Origin of the sequence: Clostridium hydrogenum (assembly GCF_021432385.1) — a bacterium.
GTDB lineage: Bacteria > Bacillota > Clostridia > Clostridiales > Clostridiaceae > Clostridium_S > Clostridium_S hydrogenum.
The window spans coordinates 714,323-737,782 of record NZ_JAEACT010000002.1 but is presented as its reverse complement, the minus strand read 5'-3'; the positions used below and the strand labels follow the sequence as shown (position 1 = coordinate 737,782).

At 30.2% G+C, this 23,460-nt stretch carries 19 protein-coding genes; 14 read left to right on the top strand and 5 right to left on the bottom strand.

The window, feature by feature from the left end; translation table 11 throughout:
• Positions 1-29 precede the first annotated feature (29 nt).
• Both CUEA01_RS03415 and CUEA01_RS03410 read left to right on the top strand, forming a co-directional pair.
• The gene (locus tag CUEA01_RS03415; protein ID WP_234118169.1) at positions 30-659 is read left to right on the top strand and encodes a TetR/AcrR family transcriptional regulator; all 630 of its coding nucleotides are present in this window, start codon (positions 30-32) and stop codon (positions 657-659) included.
• Positions 646-1,485 (top strand): alpha/beta fold hydrolase, encoded by an 840-nt coding sequence (locus tag CUEA01_RS03410; protein WP_234118167.1) that lies wholly within the window; start codon positions 646-648, stop codon positions 1,483-1,485. Before CUEA01_RS03415 ends, CUEA01_RS03410 begins: the two co-directional genes overlap by 14 nt.
• 22 nt (positions 1,486-1,507) lie before the next feature.
• Here the strand turns inward: CUEA01_RS03410 and CUEA01_RS03405 are convergent, their stop codons facing one another.
• The 3 genes from CUEA01_RS03405 to CUEA01_RS03395 form a co-directional block, all read right to left on the bottom strand.
• Entirely contained in the window at positions 1,508-1,888 is a 381-nt protein-coding gene (locus tag CUEA01_RS03405; RefSeq protein WP_234118165.1) for a RidA family protein, read from the bottom strand.
• Between the two features lie 24 nt (positions 1,889-1,912).
• Positions 1,913-3,124 carry a threonine ammonia-lyase gene (ilvA, locus tag CUEA01_RS03400; protein WP_234118163.1) on the bottom strand — a complete coding sequence of 404 codons (1,212 nt, stop codon included), beginning with the start codon at positions 3,122-3,124 and terminating at the stop codon, positions 1,913-1,915.
• A 403-nt stretch (positions 3,125-3,527) separates the two neighbouring features.
• A complete protein-coding gene (locus CUEA01_RS03395) occupies positions 3,528-5,897 on the bottom strand; it encodes an ABC transporter ATP-binding protein/permease (protein WP_234118161.1) in 2,370 nt (789 codons plus the stop codon).
• A 181-nt stretch (positions 5,898-6,078) separates the two neighbouring features.
• Here CUEA01_RS03395 and CUEA01_RS03390 point away from each other — a divergent pair, with 181 nt between their 5' ends.
• From CUEA01_RS03390 to CUEA01_RS03370, 5 genes are all read left to right on the top strand, one after another.
• Positions 6,079-6,750, top strand: coding sequence for a response regulator transcription factor (locus CUEA01_RS03390; RefSeq protein WP_234118151.1), 672 nt, complete (start codon positions 6,079-6,081; stop codon positions 6,748-6,750).
• Complete coding sequence (locus tag CUEA01_RS03385) at positions 6,747-7,811, top strand: HAMP domain-containing sensor histidine kinase (protein ID WP_234118149.1); 1,065 nt, start codon at positions 6,747-6,749, stop codon at positions 7,809-7,811. Before CUEA01_RS03390 ends, CUEA01_RS03385 begins: the two co-directional genes overlap by 4 nt.
• Entirely contained in the window at positions 7,808-8,419 is a 612-nt protein-coding gene (locus CUEA01_RS03380) for a CDP-alcohol phosphatidyltransferase family protein (RefSeq protein WP_234118147.1), read from the top strand. The genes CUEA01_RS03385 and CUEA01_RS03380 overlap by 4 nt, the downstream gene beginning before the upstream one ends.
• Positions 8,420-8,652: 233 nt before the next feature.
• Positions 8,653-9,378, top strand: a complete 726-nt coding sequence (locus tag CUEA01_RS03375; protein WP_234118145.1) for a hypothetical protein — start codon at positions 8,653-8,655, stop codon at positions 9,376-9,378.
• Between the two features lie 204 nt (positions 9,379-9,582).
• A complete protein-coding gene (locus CUEA01_RS03370; RefSeq protein WP_234118143.1) occupies positions 9,583-10,749 on the top strand; it encodes an endo-1,4-beta-xylanase in 1,167 nt (388 codons plus the stop codon).
• A 513-nt stretch (positions 10,750-11,262) separates the two neighbouring features.
• Here CUEA01_RS03370 and CUEA01_RS03365 read toward each other — a convergent pair.
• Together CUEA01_RS03365 and CUEA01_RS03360 are read right to left on the bottom strand one after the other, a co-directional pair.
• Positions 11,263-12,678: a glycoside hydrolase family 1 protein gene (locus CUEA01_RS03365; RefSeq protein ID WP_234118134.1), complete on the bottom strand. Its 1,416-nt coding sequence runs from the start codon at positions 12,676-12,678 to the stop codon at positions 11,263-11,265.
• A 94-nt stretch (positions 12,679-12,772) separates the two neighbouring features.
• Complete coding sequence (locus tag CUEA01_RS03360; RefSeq protein ID WP_234118132.1) at positions 12,773-14,116, bottom strand: aminotransferase-like domain-containing protein; 1,344 nt, start codon at positions 14,114-14,116, stop codon at positions 12,773-12,775.
• Positions 14,117-14,329: 213 nt separating this feature from the next.
• Here CUEA01_RS03360 and CUEA01_RS03355 point away from each other — a divergent pair, with 213 nt between their 5' ends.
• From CUEA01_RS03355 to CUEA01_RS03325, 7 genes are all read left to right on the top strand, one after another.
• Positions 14,330-14,848: an AAA family ATPase gene (locus CUEA01_RS03355; RefSeq protein ID WP_234118123.1), complete on the top strand. Its 519-nt coding sequence runs from the start codon at positions 14,330-14,332 to the stop codon at positions 14,846-14,848.
• A 194-nt stretch (positions 14,849-15,042) separates the two neighbouring features.
• Entirely contained in the window at positions 15,043-15,927 is an 885-nt protein-coding gene (locus CUEA01_RS03350) for a glycerophosphodiester phosphodiesterase (RefSeq protein WP_234118121.1), read from the top strand.
• 403 nt (positions 15,928-16,330) lie between these two features.
• The gene (locus CUEA01_RS03345) at positions 16,331-18,076 is read left to right on the top strand and encodes a sensor histidine kinase (RefSeq protein WP_234118119.1); all 1,746 of its coding nucleotides are present in this window, start codon (positions 16,331-16,333) and stop codon (positions 18,074-18,076) included.
• Positions 18,057-19,643, top strand: a complete 1,587-nt coding sequence (locus tag CUEA01_RS03340; protein WP_234118111.1) for a response regulator transcription factor — start codon at positions 18,057-18,059, stop codon at positions 19,641-19,643. The genes CUEA01_RS03345 and CUEA01_RS03340 overlap by 20 nt, the downstream gene beginning before the upstream one ends.
• 360 nt (positions 19,644-20,003) lie before the next feature.
• Positions 20,004-21,521, top strand: a complete 1,518-nt coding sequence (locus CUEA01_RS03335) for an ABC transporter substrate-binding protein (protein WP_234118102.1) — start codon at positions 20,004-20,006, stop codon at positions 21,519-21,521.
• 69 nt (positions 21,522-21,590) lie between these two features.
• The gene (locus CUEA01_RS03330; protein WP_234118094.1) at positions 21,591-22,526 is read left to right on the top strand and encodes an ABC transporter permease; all 936 of its coding nucleotides are present in this window, start codon (positions 21,591-21,593) and stop codon (positions 22,524-22,526) included.
• A 14-nt stretch (positions 22,527-22,540) separates the two neighbouring features.
• Positions 22,541-23,437 carry a carbohydrate ABC transporter permease gene (locus tag CUEA01_RS03325; protein WP_234118086.1) on the top strand — a complete coding sequence of 299 codons (897 nt, stop codon included), beginning with the start codon at positions 22,541-22,543 and terminating at the stop codon, positions 23,435-23,437.
• Positions 23,438-23,460: the final 23 nt, after the last annotated feature.

Here is a 23,460-nt window from a genome sequence, read left to right as displayed (position 1 = left end):
ACCAAATTGGTCAGAATGGAGGCAAAATAATGTATGATAGTTTTTATGCCATAGATAAAGAAAAACAAATAAGAATCATAAATGCAGCTATGAAAGTATTTTCTCAAAGTGTATATAAAAAAGCTTCGACAGCAGATATAGCGGCTGCTTCTGGTATATCAAAAGGGGCTTTGTTTTATTATTTTAAGAATAAAAAAGATTTATATTACTATTTGTATCAGTACAGCTGTAAAAAAATATACGAAAAGATAGATGAACTAGAAGCACTTAAAGAAAATGATTTTTTTGAGCGGAATGCCAAAATAGTAGAGGCAAGAGTAAGAACAATGATGGAGTGTCCACACATTTTTGATTTTTCTCTCAGAGTGTATTATGAAACAGATATTGCAGTTTCAGAGCAAATAAAAGAAATTAATAAAAAAATCTTAAAGGATGCTTATGTCAAAATAAATGAAAACCTTGATATAACCAAATTTAAAAATAAAGAAGATATCAATAGAGCGATTAAAATGTTAGTTTGGGTTGGTGAAGGCTTTATAAAGGAAAGAATGGCAGAAGGTAACATGGAACTTAAGGAAATTCAAGAGGAAATTTATGATTATATGAGAATATTGAAAAATGGGTTTTATAAAGGGGATGTTTTAAATGGAGAAGATTAAATTAACCTATAAAGCTTATGGAATAACAGTTTATCATAAAAAGGGAGATACAAATGAAAAAATAGTATTTGTCCATGGTGGAGCACTAGATAATGCAATGATGTCCTGGAAAGAAGTAATAGAATTAATGGGGAATAAGTATGATATTTACGCTGTAGATATGCTTGGTTTTGGTGGAAGTGATAAACCAGATATTCAGTATTCTATTCCTATGTATGTGGAGTTTTTATACGATGTGCTAAGGCAGTTAGATATAGACAAGACTAATTTGGTTGGACTATCTATGGGAGGAGGAATTAGTATAGCATTTTCTTTAAAATATCCTCAGATTGTAGATAAGCTTACCATAATAGGATCATTAGGTTTGTATTCCAGAATGCCATTTCATAGGTTTAATAGATGGTTTGTAAATTCAAGACTTAATGCTAAATCATATGAATGGATTGGAAAGAGTAAAGCTATGGTAAAATGGACAATAAGTTCTTCTTTGTTTGGAGATAAAAATAAAATTTCTGATAAGTTAGTTGATGATTTATATAAGCTTGTTCACGAACCTGATTGTAATAAAGCCTGGGAGTCTTTCCAATGTTACGAGCTAGGTAAGGGAGGAATGACTACAGATTTGGCAGTGCATTTAAGAGAACTATCGATGCCAGTTTTAATAGTTAATGGTGAAAAAGATTCTGGAGTTCCTGTAAAATATGCAATAGCAGCAAGCAAGGTTATTAAAAATAGTAAGTTGCATGTGATGAAAGGATGTAAGCATTGGGCTCAAAAGGAGAGGCCAGAAGAATTTGTTCAAGCATTGAAGGATTTTCTGCATTGAGAAAATCCTTCAATGTTGCAATCTACTCTGCTAATGCGATTACTTCTATTTCAACTAAAGCATCTTTAGGAAGTTTTACTTCTACGCATGATCTTGCAGGCATATCCTTATCAAAGTATTTTGCATAAACTTCATTAACAGCAGCAAAATCACTCATGTTTTTTACAAATACAGTTGTTTTAACAACCTTGTCAAGGGAAGTTCCCGCTGCTTCAAGAATAGCTTTTACATTTTCTAGTGATCTTTCAGTTGCTTTTTTTACATCTCCACCAACAAGTTCTCCATTTGATGGCTCTAATGGGATTTGCCCTGATGCAAATACGAAATTTCCAGCCTTAACAGCTTGTGAATATGGTCCTACTGCTCCTGGAGCATTTTTTGTGCTTATTATTTTCTTTTCCATAAAATTAGCCTCCAATATATTAATTTATATTAATTTTACCACATAACCTTTTTCTTCTAAATCCTTTAGTATGCTTTCGCCGTGTTCTTTAGATTGAACTGTGATTTCAAAGGATACATTGGCATACTCAAGTCCTTTTTCATTCCAGTTACTATTTTGCCTTATTGTAACGACGTTTCCTCCAATGTTTCCTATGTTAGATACTAAAGCGCCCAAGGCTCCTGTTTTATCTTGCAGTTCTACTTCAAATCTTATTGTTCTTTTTTGTAAAACTAATTCTCTTTCTATTATTTTAGCTGTAGTTGCTATATCTACATTTCCGCCGCTAACTAAAAGGACAACTTTTTTGCCTTCCACGTCTTTAATTTTTTGTGATAATAAAGCGGCTAGGGGTGCTGCACCTGAACCTTCTGTTACAAGTTTGCTTATTTCTAGCAGTTGAAACATGGCATGGGCTATTTCATCTTCACTTATTGTAACTATTTCATCTACATATTCTTCGATATATTTGAAGCATTTATCTCCTATTGTGCTAACAGATATACCGTCAGCTAAGGATTTTGCACATGGAACAGTAGTGATTTTTCCGTTTTTCATAGAAGTTTTAGCAGAAGGCACTATTTCTGGTTCAACACCTATTATTCTTATGGAAGGTTTTATTGATTTTGCTGCCACAGCAATGCCAGATATTAAACCGCCTCCACCAATTGGAACTACTATAACGGCAGTATCAGGTAAATCCTCTAATATTTCAAGAGCTATTGTCCCTTGACCTGCCATTACATCTATATCGTTAAAAGGTTCTAAAAAGGTTGCTCCAGTTTCTTTTTGTATTTCTACGGCTTTACAATGACATTCATCATATACTTGACCAGCTTGAATGACTTCCGCTCCATAGCCTCTTGTTGCATTTACCTTTGACTGAGGTGCAGTTAATGGCATAACTATAGTTGATTTAACATTAAAAGCAGTTGCAGCATAGGCAACTCCTTGAGCGTGATTTCCTGCAGAAGAAGCTATAACGCCCTTTTGTTTTTCTTCTTCACTTAAATTAACTAATTTGTTATACGCTCCCCTTAATTTAAAAGCGCCAGTTTTCTGTTTGTTTTCACATTTTAAGTATACAGTGCAATTGCATTTTTTTGAGAAAGTGCTTGTGTAAAACATAGGTGTTTTTCTTACTGCTTTTTTAATATTTTCTTGAGCCTTTTTGATTTTTTCTAGGTCTAATTCCATAATATATTTCCTCACTTAGCAAAAATAATTTGTTTATATTAAAATGTTTTCTTTTTAAAATTAAAATTGAAAGCTAAAAATTATTGCTAATTTGACAATTGCAAAAAATATTGCGAATTGTACGCTAAATACGCACATGCGTACGCGTACTATTTTAAGTAGACCTTTAAAATAGCCATACATAACATTTAACATTTGAAAAATTTAACTATATTTTATCATATTTGTACGTGTACTACAATCAAATTATGCAAAAAATAATATTTTTTTATAGTTAAACTTTATCAATTTATAAAATTCGGTCTTTTAAATATAATTATGTATTAATAATTATTATAAAATGAAAATGTCCATAGAGTAATTAGTAAACTCCATGGACATTATAAAAAATGTAAATTTTCTATTATTCAGAGCGTAAAGCTTCAACAGGATCTTTCTTTGCTGCCATTTTTGCAGGAATAGCCCCTCCAAGAACGGTTAGTATTAAGCTAATTAATATCAATATAATCGCATGAACAGGATTAAGCTGTGCGACGTTTGACAAATTTGTTACGTTATATAGCACGCTGTTTATAGGAAAAGTGAGTAAAAATGCAATTGTTATCCCAAGAACACCTGAACATAGACCTATAATAAAGGTTTCGGCATTGAAAACTCGGGTGATGTCTTTCTTTCTAGCTCCCATAGCACGGAGGACGCCTATCTCTCTTGTACGCTCCAATACAGAAATGTACGTTATTATAGCAACCATTATTAGAGAAACTACAAGTGAAATTGCGGCAAAAGCTATTAGTACAAGTGTAATTGAATTCATTATGCCTTTGGATAAACTTGTAACCGTTGCTGACATGTCAGTATATTTAATTTTGTCTGTTTCTTTTAAGCCTTTGTTCCAGTTGTCAAGGTACTTAGTAATTTTTTCTTTTGAGTCAAAGTTTGCAGGATACAAGGAAACAGAGGTTGGAATAGATGTTGCTCCAAGAGTTTTTAAAACATCATCTTTTGTCTGTGTACTTTTAGCATTCATGTTAGAGTTCATTGCACCTGAGTTCATTTGATTTGTTGCTGAAAATGTTTGAGTTTCACTAGGGAAAACTTGGCCTGTAAGTACATTATAGTTTACAGCCTGCTGGGTTTTAACAATTTCAGATTTTGCAGCATTATCAATAAAGAATTGTGAAAGTTCGTCTGAATAAGCAATTCCTGAAGATAAAGAAGACATATTAGAATCTTTCTTTATTCTAATAATACCGCTTATTTTTAAAGTTATTGCATTTGAATTATTATATAGGCTACTTAAATCAGAAGGATCACCATTAGGTATAAAAATATTTCCGGATTTTTTGTAGTAATCGTCATTTAATATTAACTTATATTCTTTGCCAACAATATTGCTAAAATCAATACTTTTTTTAGTATAGTCTAGACCTAGGGCCTCTAAAGTGGCATTAGAGACATTATTGTTTTTATCTACAACAAGAACTATTTGATTTTTATCTGATGGAAAGTTACCAGAAAGTAGATCATAATACTGTTTTAAATAAGCAGAAGAACCATCACCCTGCTTGGTTGGATATGATGAGAAATTGGTATTTTGCAGATTTACAGTAGTAGCTTTACCATCTTGTTTTTTTAGTATATTCATATTAATACTTCTAGAATAGGAAATTCCGTCAAGTAAGGTTTTATCCATTTTTGAGATATAATCCATATACTTTTGTGTTAAAATATTTGTATGTGTAGCTGAATTTTTGCTTGGGTTATATGGATATATCTCTTTATTTTTAGGAAATTCAGACGATGTATCCTTGCTTGAAGATGACGTGCCTTGTATCTTGGACATATCAGTAGTCGTTTGATCAACGGTTATTGGAAAGTTCGAAAGTGTACCTTTTTCATAAGAATCAATTTGTTTATTGAATCCATTTGAAAGTGATAGTATAAGAGCAATTCCAATAATACCAATACTAGAAGCAAAAGCAGTAAGTCCAGTTCTCCACTTTTTAGTCATTATGTTTTTACCAGATAGTTTTAATGCAGTGAAAAAACTCATGCTTGTTTTCTTAAGCTTGTAATCATAATTAACATCCTTTTCTTTAACAGGATTATTATCATTTATAACATGTCCATCTTGAAAATGAATAATACGGCTTGCATATTTTTCGGCAAGTTCTGGATTATGTGTTACCATTATAACTAGTTTATCATTAGAAATTTCTTTAATTAACTCCATAATCTGTTCGCTTGTATGTGTATCTAAAGCACCAGTAGGTTCATCAGCAAGAATTATGTCTGGATCATTTGCAAGGGCTCTAGCTATAGCAACTCTTTGCATTTGACCGCCTGAAAGTTGGTTTGGTTTTTTATTTACATGGTTTTCAAGACCTACTTTTTTTAGTGCATCTAAAGCTTTTTTTCTTCTCTCAGCTGAAGAAATACCACTTAAGGTCATGCCCATTTCTACATTATCAAGAATTCCTAAATGTCCAATGAGGTTATAACTTTGAAAAATAAATCCTACGCTATTGTTGCGGTATGCATCCCAGTCTCTATCTTTAAATTGCTTTGTTGAAGCTCCATTTATCACTAAATCACCGCTGTCATACTTATCAAGCCCTCCAATAACATTCAAAAGAGTTGTCTTTCCAGAGCCACTTGGGCCAAGAATAGCTGTAAATTCGCTGTTTCTAAATTGTAAATTTACTTTATCTAGAGCTACTTGCGTGAAATCACCAGTTGTATAACTTTTGGTTACTTCTTTTAACTGTAACATTTGTTTTTCTCCTTTCTGACTTTTGTTATGATGAGTCTAGCTTAAACTTCAAAGATAAACTCAAGCTTAAGTGAACATGAACTGAAGATGAAATAAAAAAATTTTTAAATTTCATCCTCAGTTTAACTTTTAATAGTATAATAAAATAAACTTTTATATTTTGTGCAAAGGAGGCACATTAATGTTTAATATTTTAGTTGTAGAAGACGACGTAAAGCTGCGTAAGTTATTTAGCACTGTTCTTGTTAAGAATGGTTATAATGCATACCAGGCAGGAGACGGTGTTGAAGCATGGAATGTTATTGAAGCAAATCACATAGATTTAATTATTTCAGACATTATGATGCCTAATATGGATGGTTATGAATTTACTAAGTCTGTTAGAGATGTAAATAGTGAAATTCCAATTTTGATGATTACAGCTAAGGAAGATTTTTTTGCGAAAGAGCGAGGATTTCTTCTTGGAACTGACGATTATATGGTTAAGCCTATTGATGTCAATGAAATGATACTTAGGGTTGGTGCACTATTACGTCGTGTTAAGACTGTTCATGATAGAAAACAAACTATTGGAGAAACAACCCTTGAATATGATTGTCTTAGGGTTTCAAGGAAGGGCGAGGAAGTTGTGCTGTCACAGAAAGAATTTTATCTTTTATACATATTAGTATCCTTTCCTAATAAAATATTTACAAGGCAGCAGCTTATGGATGAGATATGGGGAGTTAACAGTGAATCTGATTCACAGACAATTGATGTACATATTAATAGACTTAGAAGACATATTAAAGATAATCCGGATTTTGAAATTGTAACTGTAAGGGGGCTTGGGTATAAGGTGATTAGAAAATGAAAAGAAGATCGAGACTTAGTTTATTTCCAAGACTCATAATAAGTGTTTTTTTCATTATACTTATATCACTTTTTGTAACAATTTCAATAGCATTTGGTATATTTAAACTTGGTCATTTACCATTTATTTTAGGCAAGAGGCTAGTACCTTTTATTGGACTTCTTATTTTGAGTATAACAATTTCAGCATTTTTTACGTTAATTGTAGGAAATAGAATATTCATGCCAATTGAAGCTTTAATTCAAGCCACGAAAAAGGTAGCTAAGGGAGATCTAAGTGTTAATCTTGATGAAAATTACGGAGAAAATACTGTAAGGGATATGAATATTCATTTTAATAAAATGGTACGTGAATTACGAGGAATTGAAACCTTTAAAAACGATTTTATAGTTAATGTTTCTCATGAATTCAAAACGCCAATAGCTGCAATTGAAGGATATGCAACTTTGCTACAGGATAAAGATTTATCTGAAGCGGAACATGATGAGTATACAAAAATGATAATTGAAAGTTCTAGGCAATTGTCTATATTAAGCAGTAATATACTTAAGCTATCAAAGCTTGAAAATCAAGAAATTGTTACTGAGCCAACGATTTATAAGTTAGATGAACAGATACGACAAGCTTTATTATTATTGGAAGTAAATTGGAGTAAAAAGAATCTAGAATTGGACATTGACCTTCCTACGATAAACTTTTTGGGGAATGAGGAACTTCTTATTCAAGTATGGGTTAATTTATTAAGTAATGCAATCAAATTCACTCCTGAAGATGGCTCAATTCATATAATATTGAGACAGCTTGGTATATGGGCAATTGTAGAAATTTCGGATACAGGTATAGGTATGACAGAAAACACCCAAAAGCATATTTTTGATAAATTTTATCAAGAAGATAAAAATCGTAATGTTGACGGCAATGGACTAGGACTTACACTTGTGAAAAGAATTATAGATTTATGCGGTGGGGAAATTGAAGTAAAAAGCCAGTATGGCAAGGGATCAACCTTCATAGTTAAGTTGAAAAATAATTATATAAAAGAAAAAGGTGGCATAAAATGAATTTAAGAAATAAGATGAATTTTATTAGAATTCTACTAATTCCAGTATTTTTGATATTTATTATAATACGTAAGATTCCATTTGGAAGAAGCATAGCTGCATTTATTTTTATAATTACTGCAATAATAGGTGAGTTAAGTAAACATGTGGTACAGGGTAAAAATGAAATAAGTAACCTCAGTGAAATTATAAGTTATCTCGCAGATAAACTTTTAATAGCGGCAGCACTTATTGCCTTAGTTGAATTACACTTCATACCTTCTTGGATTGCAATTACAATAGTGGCAATGGAGTTTGCAGTAACAGGACTAACGAGTATAGTTGTTACGGAAGGTAGTGTAATTGCTACAAGTCCATTGGATAAAATTAAAAACATATTTCAGATAATTTCTATAATATTTGCTTTGCTAAGTATGAATTTTGAAAAAAATTATGAGTTTAGAAAGCTAATAGAGAAAATAGGATTTTTTCATGCCCATGCAGAAGGTATCGAAAGATTTTTAGGCTACGGTACATATGTTGCCTTAGGTATAGCAGTCATTATAACTATAATTTCGTGTATAAATTATTTTGTAAGTAATAAAGGCTTATTTATGAATGATAAGTAAATTTTTAAAAAGCAAAAGCTGGGACTAGCCATATAAAGAGTTCCAGTTTTTTTATTGGCTATGGTTTAAATAAGTGTAGATTTTTACACTTATTTAAACTATAGCATTTTTTCTAGATGATTTGGATTAGTAATTAAATAAGATGTATTAGCGTAGAATAGAGTTATATGGAAGATTTCCAAGGTAATTATCTGTTTTATAATAAATAATTTTATCATAGGAGTGATTTATATATGATTTATGAGGAAAAATGGGGATATGATAAATCGCCTATTTTAATAGTAGGGGATTCACCAACGGAAACCGTTGATAATGTTGAAAAAGCTATAGATCCTAATCACTATATATATAACAGTATTATCGTGCCTATAAAATATTATACCAATGAGTATTTAATTAAAAATTATAAATGTAAGCTTCCTTATGATTTTAATAATCGTACAGATATTTTTAAGTTTATAAATGCTGTTGATAATGGTGGCAAAAAGAAAGGGCTAGATACAAAAGAATCATATGATTTAAGAAAGCTAGATAAGCTAAAAGATGAAATAGTTGATAAAGATAAAAAACAATTTAGATACAAAGTAGTAATTTGTATGGGTGACTTTGCCTATTTTGCAGTTAAAGCAGTACTAGGGAAGTTTCATGAAGGAGAGAAAAGAGAATATCCTCAAAATGAAGATGCATTATATAGTATTAAGGAGTTAGGTGAGATTTTTTATAAAAATAGTGCTATAAAAAAATGTAACAAGGATATTTATATATTGCCAGTGCTTCATAATATATCAAATAGATGTGATGATGTTTTGAAGATATACAACTTCATTCCTGAAGAGGTTAGAAAAAATAAAAAATATACCAATTATTTTAACTTTATTGGAGAGAGGTTAGGGGAAGTTTTAATTGCAGTAACTGATAAGGAAGAAAAGTATGCTGATTATTTAGCTCCGATAATGTAAACAAATTTATTTAAAATTATTAAGAGGTAAGAGTATTTTGGAATATTAAGTGTTATTAATTGATGACTCCAAAATACTCTTATTTTATACGTTATTACACAAAATTACAATTAAACTTTATTACATCTATATATTTACAAAATATATAAAATGTTATAGAATGTAAATATGTAAATTTACAAATATACTTAGGAGGTATTAATAATGAAAAAAATATTTAAGCGTTTACTTACGGTTGCGTTATCTACAACTATTGCTATTTCGTTAGTTGGAATTTCAAAGGTTTATGCAGCCACTAATGATCAAACTTTATTAAATACGTATGGAAGTAAGTTTGGAAAGGATGGTACTTGTATAAACCTTTCACAATTACAAAACCAAGCTACTTTAAATGTTGTTAAACAAAGATATAACAGTATCACACTTGAAAACGAAATGAAACCAGATGCATTACTTGGGTTTTCGCCTAACTTAATTAGTGTTTCAGCAGCAAAGGCATTAGGATATTATATTCCAAGCAATTATACAGAAGCTACAGTGCCAAGAATCAACTTTAATACTATTGATCAAGTATTGCAAATTTGTTATAACAATGGATTAAGTTTGCGCGGACACACTTTAGTATGGCATTCACAAACTCCAGATTGGTTATTTAGGACAGGCTATAATGCTAATGGAAGCTATGTAACTCCAGCTGTTATGGATGCACGTATGCAATTTTATATAAAGACAGTTATTAATCATGTTTATTCAAGCAAATATGGAAGTGTAGTTTATGCATGGGATGTTGTAAATGAATATTTTCATTCACCAGCTACCTCAGGTTGGAATAAGATTTATGGAAGTGTTACAGATTACCCTCAATTTGTAAAGAATGCTTTCCGTTATGCTTATGAAGCAATAAGCAGTTTTGGTCTACAAAATAAAGTAAGTCTTTTCTATAATGATTATAATGAGTATATGGAAGCTTCTGATATCGTAAAAATGATTAACTTTATTAATAATTCTGGTGTTAAATATTGCAGTGGTATTGGTTGCCAATCACACCTTAGTTCAACATTTCCAAGTGCTGATTATTACAAAGCAGCTTTACAGACCTTTATGAATGCAGGTTTACAAATTCAGATTACAGAGCTAGATGCTGGTTCTGACAATGACACTGATCAAGCTGCATATTTATATAATATTATGAGTTCAATCTGTCAGCTTAAAAAAGCTGGAGCAAATATTACAGGTATAACATGGTGGGGGCTTTCTGATGATGTATCCTGGAGGCATTCAGATCATCCATTACTTTTTTCAAGCTTATATTCTCCAAAGGCCTCTTACTATAGAACATTAGATGCCTATACAAATGTATTTGGAAGATAGTAACGGTGTGCTTTGAATGTGGATACCGCACCAATAGTATTTAATACGTAATTCGCAATGCACAGGGTTTTAAATGTAAAAATTTTAGTGCCTACGGAATTTTGGGGTAGTATAGAAACAATATTTATTACTTGAATAATTAAAATTATTGTATTAAGTTGTTATAAAATGATTATATATTGGAAAGCAAAGATGTAATGGATTAATCAAAGAACCTTTGGTAGGCGTAGGAAAAAAATGATGTTAGGGAATAGTGGTGAAAAAATTTCTAAATAAAATTGTATAAAACTTAGTGGGAAATTTTCTAAAGCTTTAGAGCTTTAGATTGTCTGAGCGTCTTTTTTGCGAGTTATCGAAAGATCTTAAGCTTTAAAAAATTTGCCTCTTAGTTTTATTAATTTTATTTAGGATTTTGAGCCGCTGTTCACTAACATCATTTTTCTACACCTGCCAAAGGTTCTTTGATTTTGCACTACACTTTGCTTCACAATATTTAAGGATTATATACACCTTTTATTCTGCTAAATCTTCACCATTGCTTGAAATAACTTTCTTGTACCAATAGAAACTCTTCTTTTTAATACGACGTAAATCTTTTAAATCAGATTCATCTCTATTTACATAAATAAAGCCATAACGTTTTTTGCAGCCTTCATGAGTACTTACAAGGTCAATTGCAGACCATGGACAATATCCGAAAAGTTTTACTCCATCTGTAATTCCAAGCTGAGCTTGTTCTACATGCTTACGAAGATAATCTATACGGTAATCGTCATTAATTGTGTCATTTTCTTCAACTGTATCATAAGCACCAAGACCATTTTCTGTAACTATTAATGGTAGGTTATATCTTTCATTTATTTCACGTAAAGTATTTCTAAAGCCAATAGGATCTATTTCCCAACCAAATTGGGTTTTTTCTAGATTTGTGTTTGCAGCTCCTTCAAATACGCCTGCTTCTTTAAAGGCACGCTGCTGGTCTGCTTTAGACTTATCATTTGCACCAGTTTCGTTGTTTGCGGCAACTGTCATTGTTGAATAATAATTAAAAGCTATAAAATCTGGGTTTGTACCTTTTAATATATCCATATCTCCAGCTTCAATGATTGGTGCACAACCTCTTTTCTCCATGTAACTCCAGGCAACACTATTATATCTTCCAAATACAGCAGCATCTAAGTACAACCAATTTCTTATTGATGAAAAGTTTGAAGCTGCAAGTATATCTTCTGGTTTTGAAGTTGCTGGATAAATAGAAGAAATATTAGGTGCAGGACCTATTTTGCAATTAGGACACATAGCATGGCATAATTTCATTGCCTTTGCCTGTGCAAGTAACATATGGTGATTTTGCTGATATAATTTTTTAGCTGGGTCTTGACCGTCTTCACCAACTGTTCCTAGTACTGCTCCAAATAAAATCATCATGTTTTGCTCATTAATTGTAAGCCAGTATTTAACTCTGTCACCAAAGCTTTCAAATAGTACTTTTGAGTAGTTTTCAAAGGCATCAATAGTTTCTCTATTTGACCAGCCACCTTTTTTTTCAAGCTCGTATGGTAAATCAAAATGATACATTGTAACAATTGGTTCTATATTATAGGATAATAATTCGTTGATTAAATTATTATAGAAGTCTATTCCCTTTTGATTAATTTCACCTGTTCCATTTGGCAATATTCTTGTCCAAGCTATAGAAAATCTAAAAGCCTTGAAACCCATTTCTGCAAATAGTTTAACATCTTCTTTATAATGATGATAGAAGTCACTAGTAACGTTAAAGTCAGAAGTACCTTCAGGATGCTTTGCTACATCTTGAACGGATAAGCCTTTTCCATCTTCATTATAAGCACCCTCAACTTGGTATGCAGAAGTAGAAGCCCCCCATAAGAAATCCTTTGGAAATGGTTTTAACTTTTCATGATACATTGCAATCACTCCTAAATATATTAATTTAATTTTATTATATAATTACAAAATAGGAGTTTCAATTTAGAAAAATTTGAACTGTAGCAATACAGTTTTATCTATAATTCTTTAGTTCTGAAAATAATATTTTAAACCCTAAGTTTATGGCATTTTTGTCTGTACATGCAATGCTTAGGCGTATGCCATTTCTATTGGCATTATCATTGATGAAGAAGTTTTTGCCGGAAGATACAAGAACCTTACGCTTTCTTAAATTAATTGCAAGCTTATCTGCATTTATGGTGTTTGGTAGAGATATATAAGAATATACTCCTGATTTCCCTCCCATATAAGATAAGTTATAATCCTTTAATTTAGATAGGTTTTTTCTAAGGCATTTTTGTTTTTCTGATAAATCTTTAGCTATAGAAGTAGTATGCTTTTTTAATATATTACTTCGTAAATAAATTTCAAGCGTTGCCTGGGAAATAAGGGAAGCAGAAAAATATGAGTTAAAAAAGGATACACGTATTTGGTCTTTAAATATGTCTAAAAGTTCTGTAGGAATAACAGTAATTCCAATTCTCATCCAGGGTAGTATCTTCGAAAAACTTTTTAAATATATAATATGTTTGTAATCACCATAGGAATAAATAGGATCAAATTTACTATCGAAGGATATGTCGCCAAAATAATCATCTTCAACGATATACACATCATATTTAGCAGCAAGCTTTGCTATTGTAAGTCTTTGAGTCTTGTTGTAAGAGGTTCCTAAAGGGTTATGATTTCTAGGAATAGTATAGAAAAATTTAATTTTCTCAGTTTTAAAAATGTGTTCAAGTTCATTTAAATCAATGCCGTTTTCGTTTCTTTCAATACCAATTGTTTTTACGTTATAAAGTTTTAAAAATTCAACATAGAACCTATAACAAGGTTGCTCGATCAATATGGTATCCTTGCAATTGGGAAAGTTCATATACGTTAAAATGCTTAAAGCTTGTTGTATGCCGAGATTCACAAAAATGTTATCTAAATGTGTGAAAACTTGAAAACTAGAAAGATATTTCGGCAAAATTTCTTTTAAAGACTTAACACCAGAGTAAGTATTACTTAAAGAATTATTTTTATATATGTCAACGGCCCTATCAAGACAGTGCTTTAAATCAGGAGTATTCATATTACCTATAATTGGATTCCCAGAGGAGAAGTTAATATATTCATTATTAGTTTCAGTATTTTTTATAGAATTTTCTACAAGGTAATAACCGCTTTGAGGAATTGAATATATTAAGTGACTATTTTTTAAATGTTCATATGCACGAGCAGCTGTGTTTGTAGAACAATTATATTTTTTACTAAGTTCCCTTACCGAGGGAAGTTTTTTGCCTGGTTTATATAGTCTTGTTTCTATATCACTTTTAATAGCTTCGATTATTTGAGTATAGGCATAATTCATAGTAGAACACCCCTTGGATTTGTACTTTGAATAATCTTTAATTATTCTGCTTTAATAATATCACATCCATGATATAATTTACTATAAACCATATATGGATAAACCATTTCAACTACCAAAATCAATTTGCACCATAATGCTCAGAAGATATCATTTTGGTACAAATTAATTTTGAAGTTTCAAGCGGTTTATATCTAGAACGGGGTTGATATTATGAAAACTGTATTTTTAATTGTTGGAGAATCTGGATGTGGGAAAACAACTATATGTAATATTCTTCAGAAAAAGTATGAATATAAATTAGCAAAATCATCTACAACTAGAGCACAAAGGTATGAGGGTGAAAGTAGCTATAATTTTGTAACTCTAGAGGAATATCATAAGGCATGTGATGAAGGTAGAGCTCTTGCACCAACTATTTTTGATAATAATTATTATTTTATTACGAGAGATATGCTTTACAATAGTGACTTATATGTTGTAGATAAAGCAGGGGTAGAGTATTTAAAAAATAAGATTAAAGATATAAAATTTACTGCAATATACATTTCTGTGGATGAAGCCACTCGCAGACAACGCATGCTTGAACGTGGTGATAGTTTAGTCAAAATTGAAAATAGGATAAATAATGATAGGGAAGCCTTTAAGGGGGTTAAATATGACTATATTGTTGAAAACATTCATTTAGAGCAGTGCATTGCTGAGGTTTTAAAGATTATGGAGAGTATCTAAAAGGGCTAATCTATAAATAGTTTGTTACCATAATGTAACCCAAATGTAACTCAAACTTATATTTTGATAGTGATCTTCACGATATAATATTTATTATTAAAGGTAATAATTATAATATGCAATTGTTGAAGATATATTAATTATTAGTTAAGGTTGTTTTAACTGAATTACTTTATGGAGAGGGCGATGGTAACATGATAAGTAAAAATATAAAAAAATATAAAATGCTATTTACAATTATTGCAGTTTTCATATGTGTTACATTTGCCTATATTGTAAATCAAGCTGTAACAGCTGAGGCAAAACAAGCTAATGCTAATGAAAATAATAATTCTAAATATTTAGAAGATAATATTATGCTAAAGAGGATAAAGGTTATAGCACATAGAGCCGTGTATTTTAATGAACCTGAAAATTCTATTCATGCACTTGAGGATTCAATAAATCAAAAAGTAGATTATGCAGAAATTGATGTCCAAGAGACTAAAGATGGAATGGTAGTTCTAATGCATGATAAAAATCTAAGAAGGCTAACAGGAGTAAATGATACAGTTGATGATTTAAGTTTTAATCAAATTGAGAAATTAAATATAGCTATGCATAGTCCATCTAAACACAGCGTAGAAAGAATACCAACTTTAGATAAAGTAATAAAAAAGTCAAAGGGTAAGCTTAAGTTAATTATAGAAATTAAGCCTTATGGTAACACTGATGATTTAACTAAAAAAGTTGTTGGTATTATAGAAAAAAATAATTTTGTAAATCAATGTATGGTTCATTCTATGAGTTATAAAATTTTATTAAATGTTAAGAGTTTAAACCCACATATTAAAACGGGATATATAGTTTGTAGGCCAGTTAGGAATTTAGCAGCCTTGAACGTGGATTTTTATAGTGTGGAACAGAAGTTTATAACAAAAAGAATGATATTGCAAATTCATAAAGCAAATAAAAAAATATATGCATGGACAATTGATAAATCAAATGGAATGGACAATATGATAAAGCTAAATGTAGATGGTATTATAACGGATAAGCCTAGCATACTAAAGGAAATAAAAAAAGGTGAATATATATAATGGGTGGTAACACTAAAATTATTTAATTGGTAAATTTAAAAAGATGCGAACTAAATCAATTCACAATTCACGATGCACAATTCACAATGAAGGATGATTTTCCTACACTTTGTTACAGAAAATCTTATAACTTATTTTTTTATTGTTTACGCAATCGCAGCATTAATGGTGTTCAGCGAAGCTGACAGCATTTAAGTTTAAGATTTCCCTGACGCAAGGAAAGGTAAATCATCCTTCATTGTGCATTGTGAACTGTGCATTGAGAATTGATTTAGTTGACAGCTTTGTGTAAACGTTATAAAATCAACTTACGTATCTTAAAAAAAATGGCTATGGTTTAAATAAGTGTGAAAATCAACACTTATTTAAACCATAGCCCCAAAAATATGGATGGTTGAAACTTATGAAAAAATATATAAATGATTATAGACGTTCCTTGGTATTTAAAGTTACTTTAGCAGCAACTATTGTAATGTCAATATTATTTGCAACCTTAATTGTTAGTAATGTTTATTCATTTTATGTTGTTAAAACGAATGCTATGAATTCAGCTGAAAGTGAACTTAGAATATATGTGAACGATATGAATAATTGTTTTAATAGTACATTAAATGATTTGAATGAGATTGCATCAAATGTTGATGATATATTGGAAATTAACAGTGATAATGAATCCTTAAGATATTTTTCACAAAAAGAATTACAAGATATTTTGACGGAAAGGATGAGTAATAATAAATACGCAGATGCCTTTATAGTTTATAATATTCAAGATAAAATTATATTATCAAGTTACAATTCAGATCTAAGCTTTTATGATAAGTCAGGCTTAGATAATGTTGTTGAGAAGGATTTATATGATAAAACATATAATTTAATGGATTTATGGACACCAATAAAGATTAATAATAAAGAGGTTTTTTTTAAGGCCTATAATTTTTCTGGTAATATTATAGTTGCATTTATTAATTCAAGTACTTTAATGAATTTGGTTAGAAATTCGAATCCGAATATACAACAGCAAATAGTTTTGTGTGATAAAAAAGGAAATTTTATAAAAAAGTCAGAAAATACAAATTTTTCAAAAATGTCTTATCCTTTGCCAAAGCATAAACATAGCATTAGTAATGATGGAAGGCAGTATATTATAAATTCGTTGAATATAGGAACAAGTAATGCTGACTTATTTTCAATTATAGAAGAAAAAAATATAATTCTTGGACTTAATTATGTTCAATTGATTATTGCCGTTTTAGGAGTTATTTCGTTATTGTTATTATCATATGTAGTTTATTATTTAAATAAACAAATCATAAAGCCTATAGAAGCTTTGATTGTTGGAACCAAAGAGGTTGAACAGGGTAATTTAGACTATAGTGTTAAAAATCAGGGAAGTTTGCTAGAATTTCAAACTTTAAACAAGTCTTTCAATTTAATGATTAAAGAGATTAAAACTTTAAAAATAAAAGAATATGAAAAGCAAATTGAGCTGCAGAAGGCTGAATTAAAATACCTGCATATGCAGATTAGACCGCACTTTTTTTTGAATGCATTAACTACTATACATAGTTTAACCTATAAAAATAAAGATGAGGAAATAAGAAAATTTATAGATGCTTTATCAAGTCATCTTAGATACATGTTTAAAGGTGAAACAATAATAGTACCTATAAGGGAGGAAATAGAATATGTAAAAAGCTATTTCTATATGCAAGAAATTAAATTTCCTAACAGTGTTTTTTATGTTATTGATGTAGATGCTTCTATTGAGGAAGAAAAGATACCACAATTTCTTATTCATACTTTTGTAGAAAATTCTTTTAAGCATGCAATGACGCTTGAGGAAACGCTTTCTATTTTTGTTAACATAAAGAGATGTACATTTGATGGAAAAGCTGCTATAAAAATAATTATAGAAGATAGTGGAGAGGGTTTTCCAAATGAAATTTTAAGTGAGGTAAATGAAAACTATAATATGGATGCTTCGGATGGATATAAAATTGGAATTTCTAATATAAAAAGAACCTTACGTATATTTTATGGAAAGGATAATCTTTTAAAGATTTCTAATGAAGAAGGAATTGGGGGAAGAGTGGAAATTATAATCCCTATAAATGGAGGTGATATAATTGAAGGCAATAATAGTTGATGATGATTTGTTAACTGTAGAGGTAATTCGTGATTCTATTAATTGGAAGGTACTAGGTATTGATGAAGTTGACACAGCGTATAATATAACTGGTGCCAAGAAGCTATTTGAAAAAAATGTTCCTGATATTGTTGTTTGTGATATAGAAATGCCTAAGGGTTCAGGAATTGATCTTTTAAAATGGATAAGAAAAAATCAGTATAAGAGTGAGTTTATTTTTTTAACATGCCATGAAAGCTTTGAATTTGCATCAACTGCATTGGAATATAACGCCATAGGCTATATAACTAAGCCTTTTAATATTGATAAAACTGAAATGGCTATTGATAAAGCAGTTGAAAAGATTAAGAAGGAAAGGCACCTTAATGAATACAGTGAATATGGTGAGTATTGGTTAAATAATAAAAAGATAATGCTTCAAAACTTTTGGAGGGAACTTTTATTTTTTGGGATTTCAAATGATTTTAATTCAATAAAAGAGGAAATAGAAATTAGAAATCTTAAATTAGATATAAGTGAGCAATATTATTTAGTATTAATTAGTGTGATAAAATCAGAAAATAAAGGAATATTAATAAATAATCAAACTTTTGAATATGCACTTAAAAAGCTTTCGGCGGAAACCATAATATGTGAACTAGATTTTGATAATATTATATACTATGTTAATGATAGAACTCATAATGTTTTGATAATTTTGCCTAGTAGCAAGTTTAATAAGGAAATAAAAGCTGGGTGTCTTAATTTTATAGACAGTTGCGATATGTATTTAAAGTGCAGAGCTGCTTGTTATATAAGTGACGGGGTTGAAATGAGTTCATTAGCTGATAGACGTGTAAATTTAGAAGAGATGGATCAAAATAATATTGTGTTTAGAAACAAGGTGTTTTTGTACGGTGATAAGGATGTTTTTAATACCAAAGGACAATATTCTATTGATATAAGTGTTGTAAGTGAGTTATTAGAAAATAGAGAAAAGATTAAGATTGTTAATTATATGAAAGAGGAGCTTGAACTTTTAAGGGCAAGAAAAAATCTAGATGCATCAGCAATGTACTCTATGCATCAAGATTTTATGCAGGTTATATATGCGTTCTTATATAAAAATGAAATACAGGCACATAATTTATTTTCTGATAAAGTGTCACAAAAACTTAGTATTAATGCTAATAATTCTATATTTGATATGTTAAAGTGGATTCATTTTATTACAACAAAAACTATTGATTATTTGGATGAAGTTAAAAAGTCATACACAATTATAGATAAAGCAAAAAACTACATACATGAAAATTATAGAGAAGATATTACAAGAAAAGACGTTGCTGCAAGTGTTTTTTTAACCCCAGATTATTTGGCTAAAATGTTTAAGACAAAAACAGGTGTTGCTGTTAAGGATTACATTAATAGTTACCGTATTGAGAAAGCAAAAGATTTGCTTAGAAATAGTGACATTAGTATTAGTATGGCAGCTTCTGAAGTTGGATTTGATAATTTCTCATATTTTTCAACTGTTTTTAAAAAAATAACTGGTGTAAGCCCAGTTTCATTTCGAAAGGAAAACTAAGGTTAGTAGATTTTTCGTAGTGCTAACGGAGAAAAATCATCCTTGTATTACTGTTGGAGCGAAGTAACAATACTGAAGGAACGATTTAAAAAAATTCTAATAAATCTTGGTTCAAAAATTATAAAATACTTAGATATTTCAATTTGTTTGAGCAATAGCGAGTTATTGAAATATCTTAGGATTTTATAATTTTTGAATCTTAGATTTATAGAATTTTTTTAACGCGACGAAGAATTGTTGCTTCGCTCCATTTGTACTTAAAATTAAAAGTTTAGTGCGTATTTTTGAAAGCGTTTACTTAAGGAAATGATTATAATTTAGGTATAGTAAAAAAACAAATGCAAATAGGGGGAAGATAATATGATTAAGAGGTCAAAGAAACTTTTAGGGATTTTTCTTGCAACGGTACTTAGTGTAACAACATTAACTGCTTGTGGTAGTACTTCTGAAAGTTCTAATTCAAGTAATAAAAGTAATGCAGATGAGATTGTATATTCATATGTAACTTTTAATAAGCTTCCAGATCAAAGTCAACTAAAAACTGTAGAGGATGCTATTGATAAAATTACAGTACCTAAAATTAATGTTAAAGTAAAATTAAAACCGTTATCTGTTTCAAACTATAGTCAGCAGATATCTTTAGCAATACAAAGTGGAGAACAATTAGATTTATTCCATACACTTGGAGATTTAAATCAATATATTTCTAAAAATGAAGTTGCTCCATTAGATGATTTGATTAATAAGTATGGAAAAGAAACTAAGGATATTGTGGGAAGTTCTTTTTTAAAGACAACTCAATCAAATGGAAAAACATATGCCATTCCATCATATAAAGGTGTGGCAATTGCTCCAAACTTAGTATATAGAACAGATATAATGAAAGCTTTGGGTGTTGATCCAAGTAGCATTAAAAGTATAGATGATTTAAATGCACTTTTTGCAAAGGTAAAAGAGAAATATCCTAATATGATTCCAGTTGCACCTACAAACCAAGGATATTCAGGTGTTTTGGCTACATTAACTGGTGTAGATTATCTTACTGATGATTTATTTAAGCCAACAGCTGTTTTAGTTGGTGATAATACTAAAGTACAAGATTATTATGAAACTGATGCATTTAAAGAAAAGGTTAAAGTAGCTAGAGATTGGTACAATAAGGGGTATATTTCCAAAGATGCAGCAACTACTACTACATTAGCTACGGAGCTTATATCAGCCGATAAATGTTTCTCTTATATCGCAAGTTATGCAGGAAAAGAAGGCGGTGCTCAAATTTCAGCACTTACAGGAAAACAAATTGGAATGATAAGATTAGGAGAGCCTTACTTGTCAACTACAAGTGTTAACGCTGTTAGCTGGGCAATTCCTGCAACAAGTAAAAAACAAGAAGCAGCTATGAAGTTTTTAAATTTAACTTATTCTAATAAAGATGTAGTAAATTTACTTGTTTATGGTGTACAAGGACAGGATTATGTAAAAACAGATAGTGATCATGTAAAATATCCAAATGGAAAAGATCCTAATTCAGTTCCATATACTGCTCAACTTAGCTGTGGAATTATAGGAAATCAATTTAACCAATATTCAGTACAAGGTCAAAGTACAAATGATTTGAAACTTATGGAAAATGAAAATAAAAACTCAGCTATGTCTAAGGCATTTGGTTTTACTTTTGATAGTTCAAATGTAAAAACAGAATATTCTGCGGTTATGAATGTAATTAATCAATATTTACCAGGATTAAATTGTGGTAGTTTAGATCCAAATACTGAACTTCCAAACTTCATTAAGAAATTAAAAGAAGCAGGAATGGACACAATTGTTCAAGAAAAGCAAAAACAACTTAATGAATGGCTTTCTAAAAATAAAAAATAGTAATTATGAATGAAGTAAAAAGTTTGTAAAAGCTTTTTACTTCATTCATAAAAAGAAAGGAAAATGGATATGGAAGGACAAGTTAAGATAAAAAAGAAGAAGAAAAGTTTTAAAAGTTCATTGCCGTTATTCATGCTTACAGTTCCAGGATTACTTTATTTACTTGTCAATAACTATATTCCAATGGCAGGAGTGGTTATTGCTTTTAAAAATCAAGACTTATCAAAAGGAATCTTTGGTGGAAGCTGGGTTGGATTTAAGAATTTTGCTTTCTTATTTAAAACTAAAGATGCATGGATTATGACAAGAAATACGATCTTATATAACCTAGTATTTATTGTTCTAGGTACAGTATGCGCTATAATAGTTGCAATATTAATGACTGAATTAACTAAAAAGGCATTGGGGAAATTTTATCAGAACGCTTTAATTTTACCTAGTGTTATTTCAATGGTAGTTGTATCATATATCGGATTTGCATTTTTAAATTCAGACACAGGACTTATAAATAAAACAATTTTAAGTGCTTTCGGTTCTAAAGGAGTTTCTTGGTACTCAGAACCAAAATATTGGCCAGTAATTTTAGTAATAGTTTATTTATGGAAAAATGTTGGCTATGCATCAATTGTTTATATGGCAAGTATCGCTGGTATGGACAAGAGCATTTATGAAGCAGCCAAGATTGATGGAGCAGGAAAGCTTAGTCAGATAAAGAATATTACACTTCCTTTATTAAAACCTACAATAATTATTATGACACTTATGGCTGTAGGAAGAATTATGAATTCAGATTTCGGACTATTTTATCAAGTACCAATGAATTCCGGAGCGCTTTATAGCACTACACAGACAATAGATACTTATGTATACCGTGCTATGATGCAATTAAATGATACAGGTATGGCAGCAGCCTCTGGATTATATCAATCCATTATAGGATTAGTTTTAGTAATGTTTGCTAATGGTGTTGTAAGAAAATCAGATAAATCAAATTCATTATTTTAGGGAGGAGATATAAAATGAATGATATAAAAAGTCGTGGAGAAAAGTCATTTAGTACTTTTGCAGAAGTAGCTATAATTATACTTGTTATAATAAGTTTAGCTCCACTTGTTTTAATTACTATGGCATCTTTTACAAAAGAAAGTGCTTTGGTGAAGTATGGCTATAGTTTCTTCCCTAAAGTATTTAGTTTAGATGCATATACGTACCTTATGAAGGAAGTTGGAACTATTGTAAAAGCTTATGGTATATCATTATTTGTTACAGTATTTGGAACAGGAATAAGTATTATCATAACTTCTATGCTAGCATATCCACTATCAAGAATAGATTTTAAATATGGAAAAGTAATTTCTTTTATTGTTATTTTTACTATGTTATTCAGTGGAGGTATAGCACCATCCTACATAATGTGGACAAGAGTATTTCATGTAAAAGACACCATATTTGCACTGATACTTCCAAACTATTTAATGAGTGCATTTAATGTTTTTTTAATGAGGAATTATTATAGCAATAACATTCCAACCTCACTTATAGAATCTGCGCAAATAGATGGGGCTGGGGAACTTAAAATATTTTTTAAGATAATATTACCTTTATCAATACCGGCTATAGCGACAATTGGAATATTTACAGGTTTGGCATATTGGAATGATTGGATTAATGCTTTATATTACATTACAAACCCAAATCTTTATAGTATACAGAATTTACTTGTTACAACTATGAATAATATTCAATTCTTGCAGTCTGGAAGTGCCAGTGCAGTAGGAAATGTAGCAGTCCAATTCCCAAGTAACGGAATAAGAATGGCACTTGCTGTAATAGGCGTATTACCTATAGTTGTAATTTTCCCATTTATGCAAAAATACTTTATAAAAGGCGTTGTTGTAGGGGCAGTTAAAGGCTAATATGAATGCAGAGTAGAGGAGGT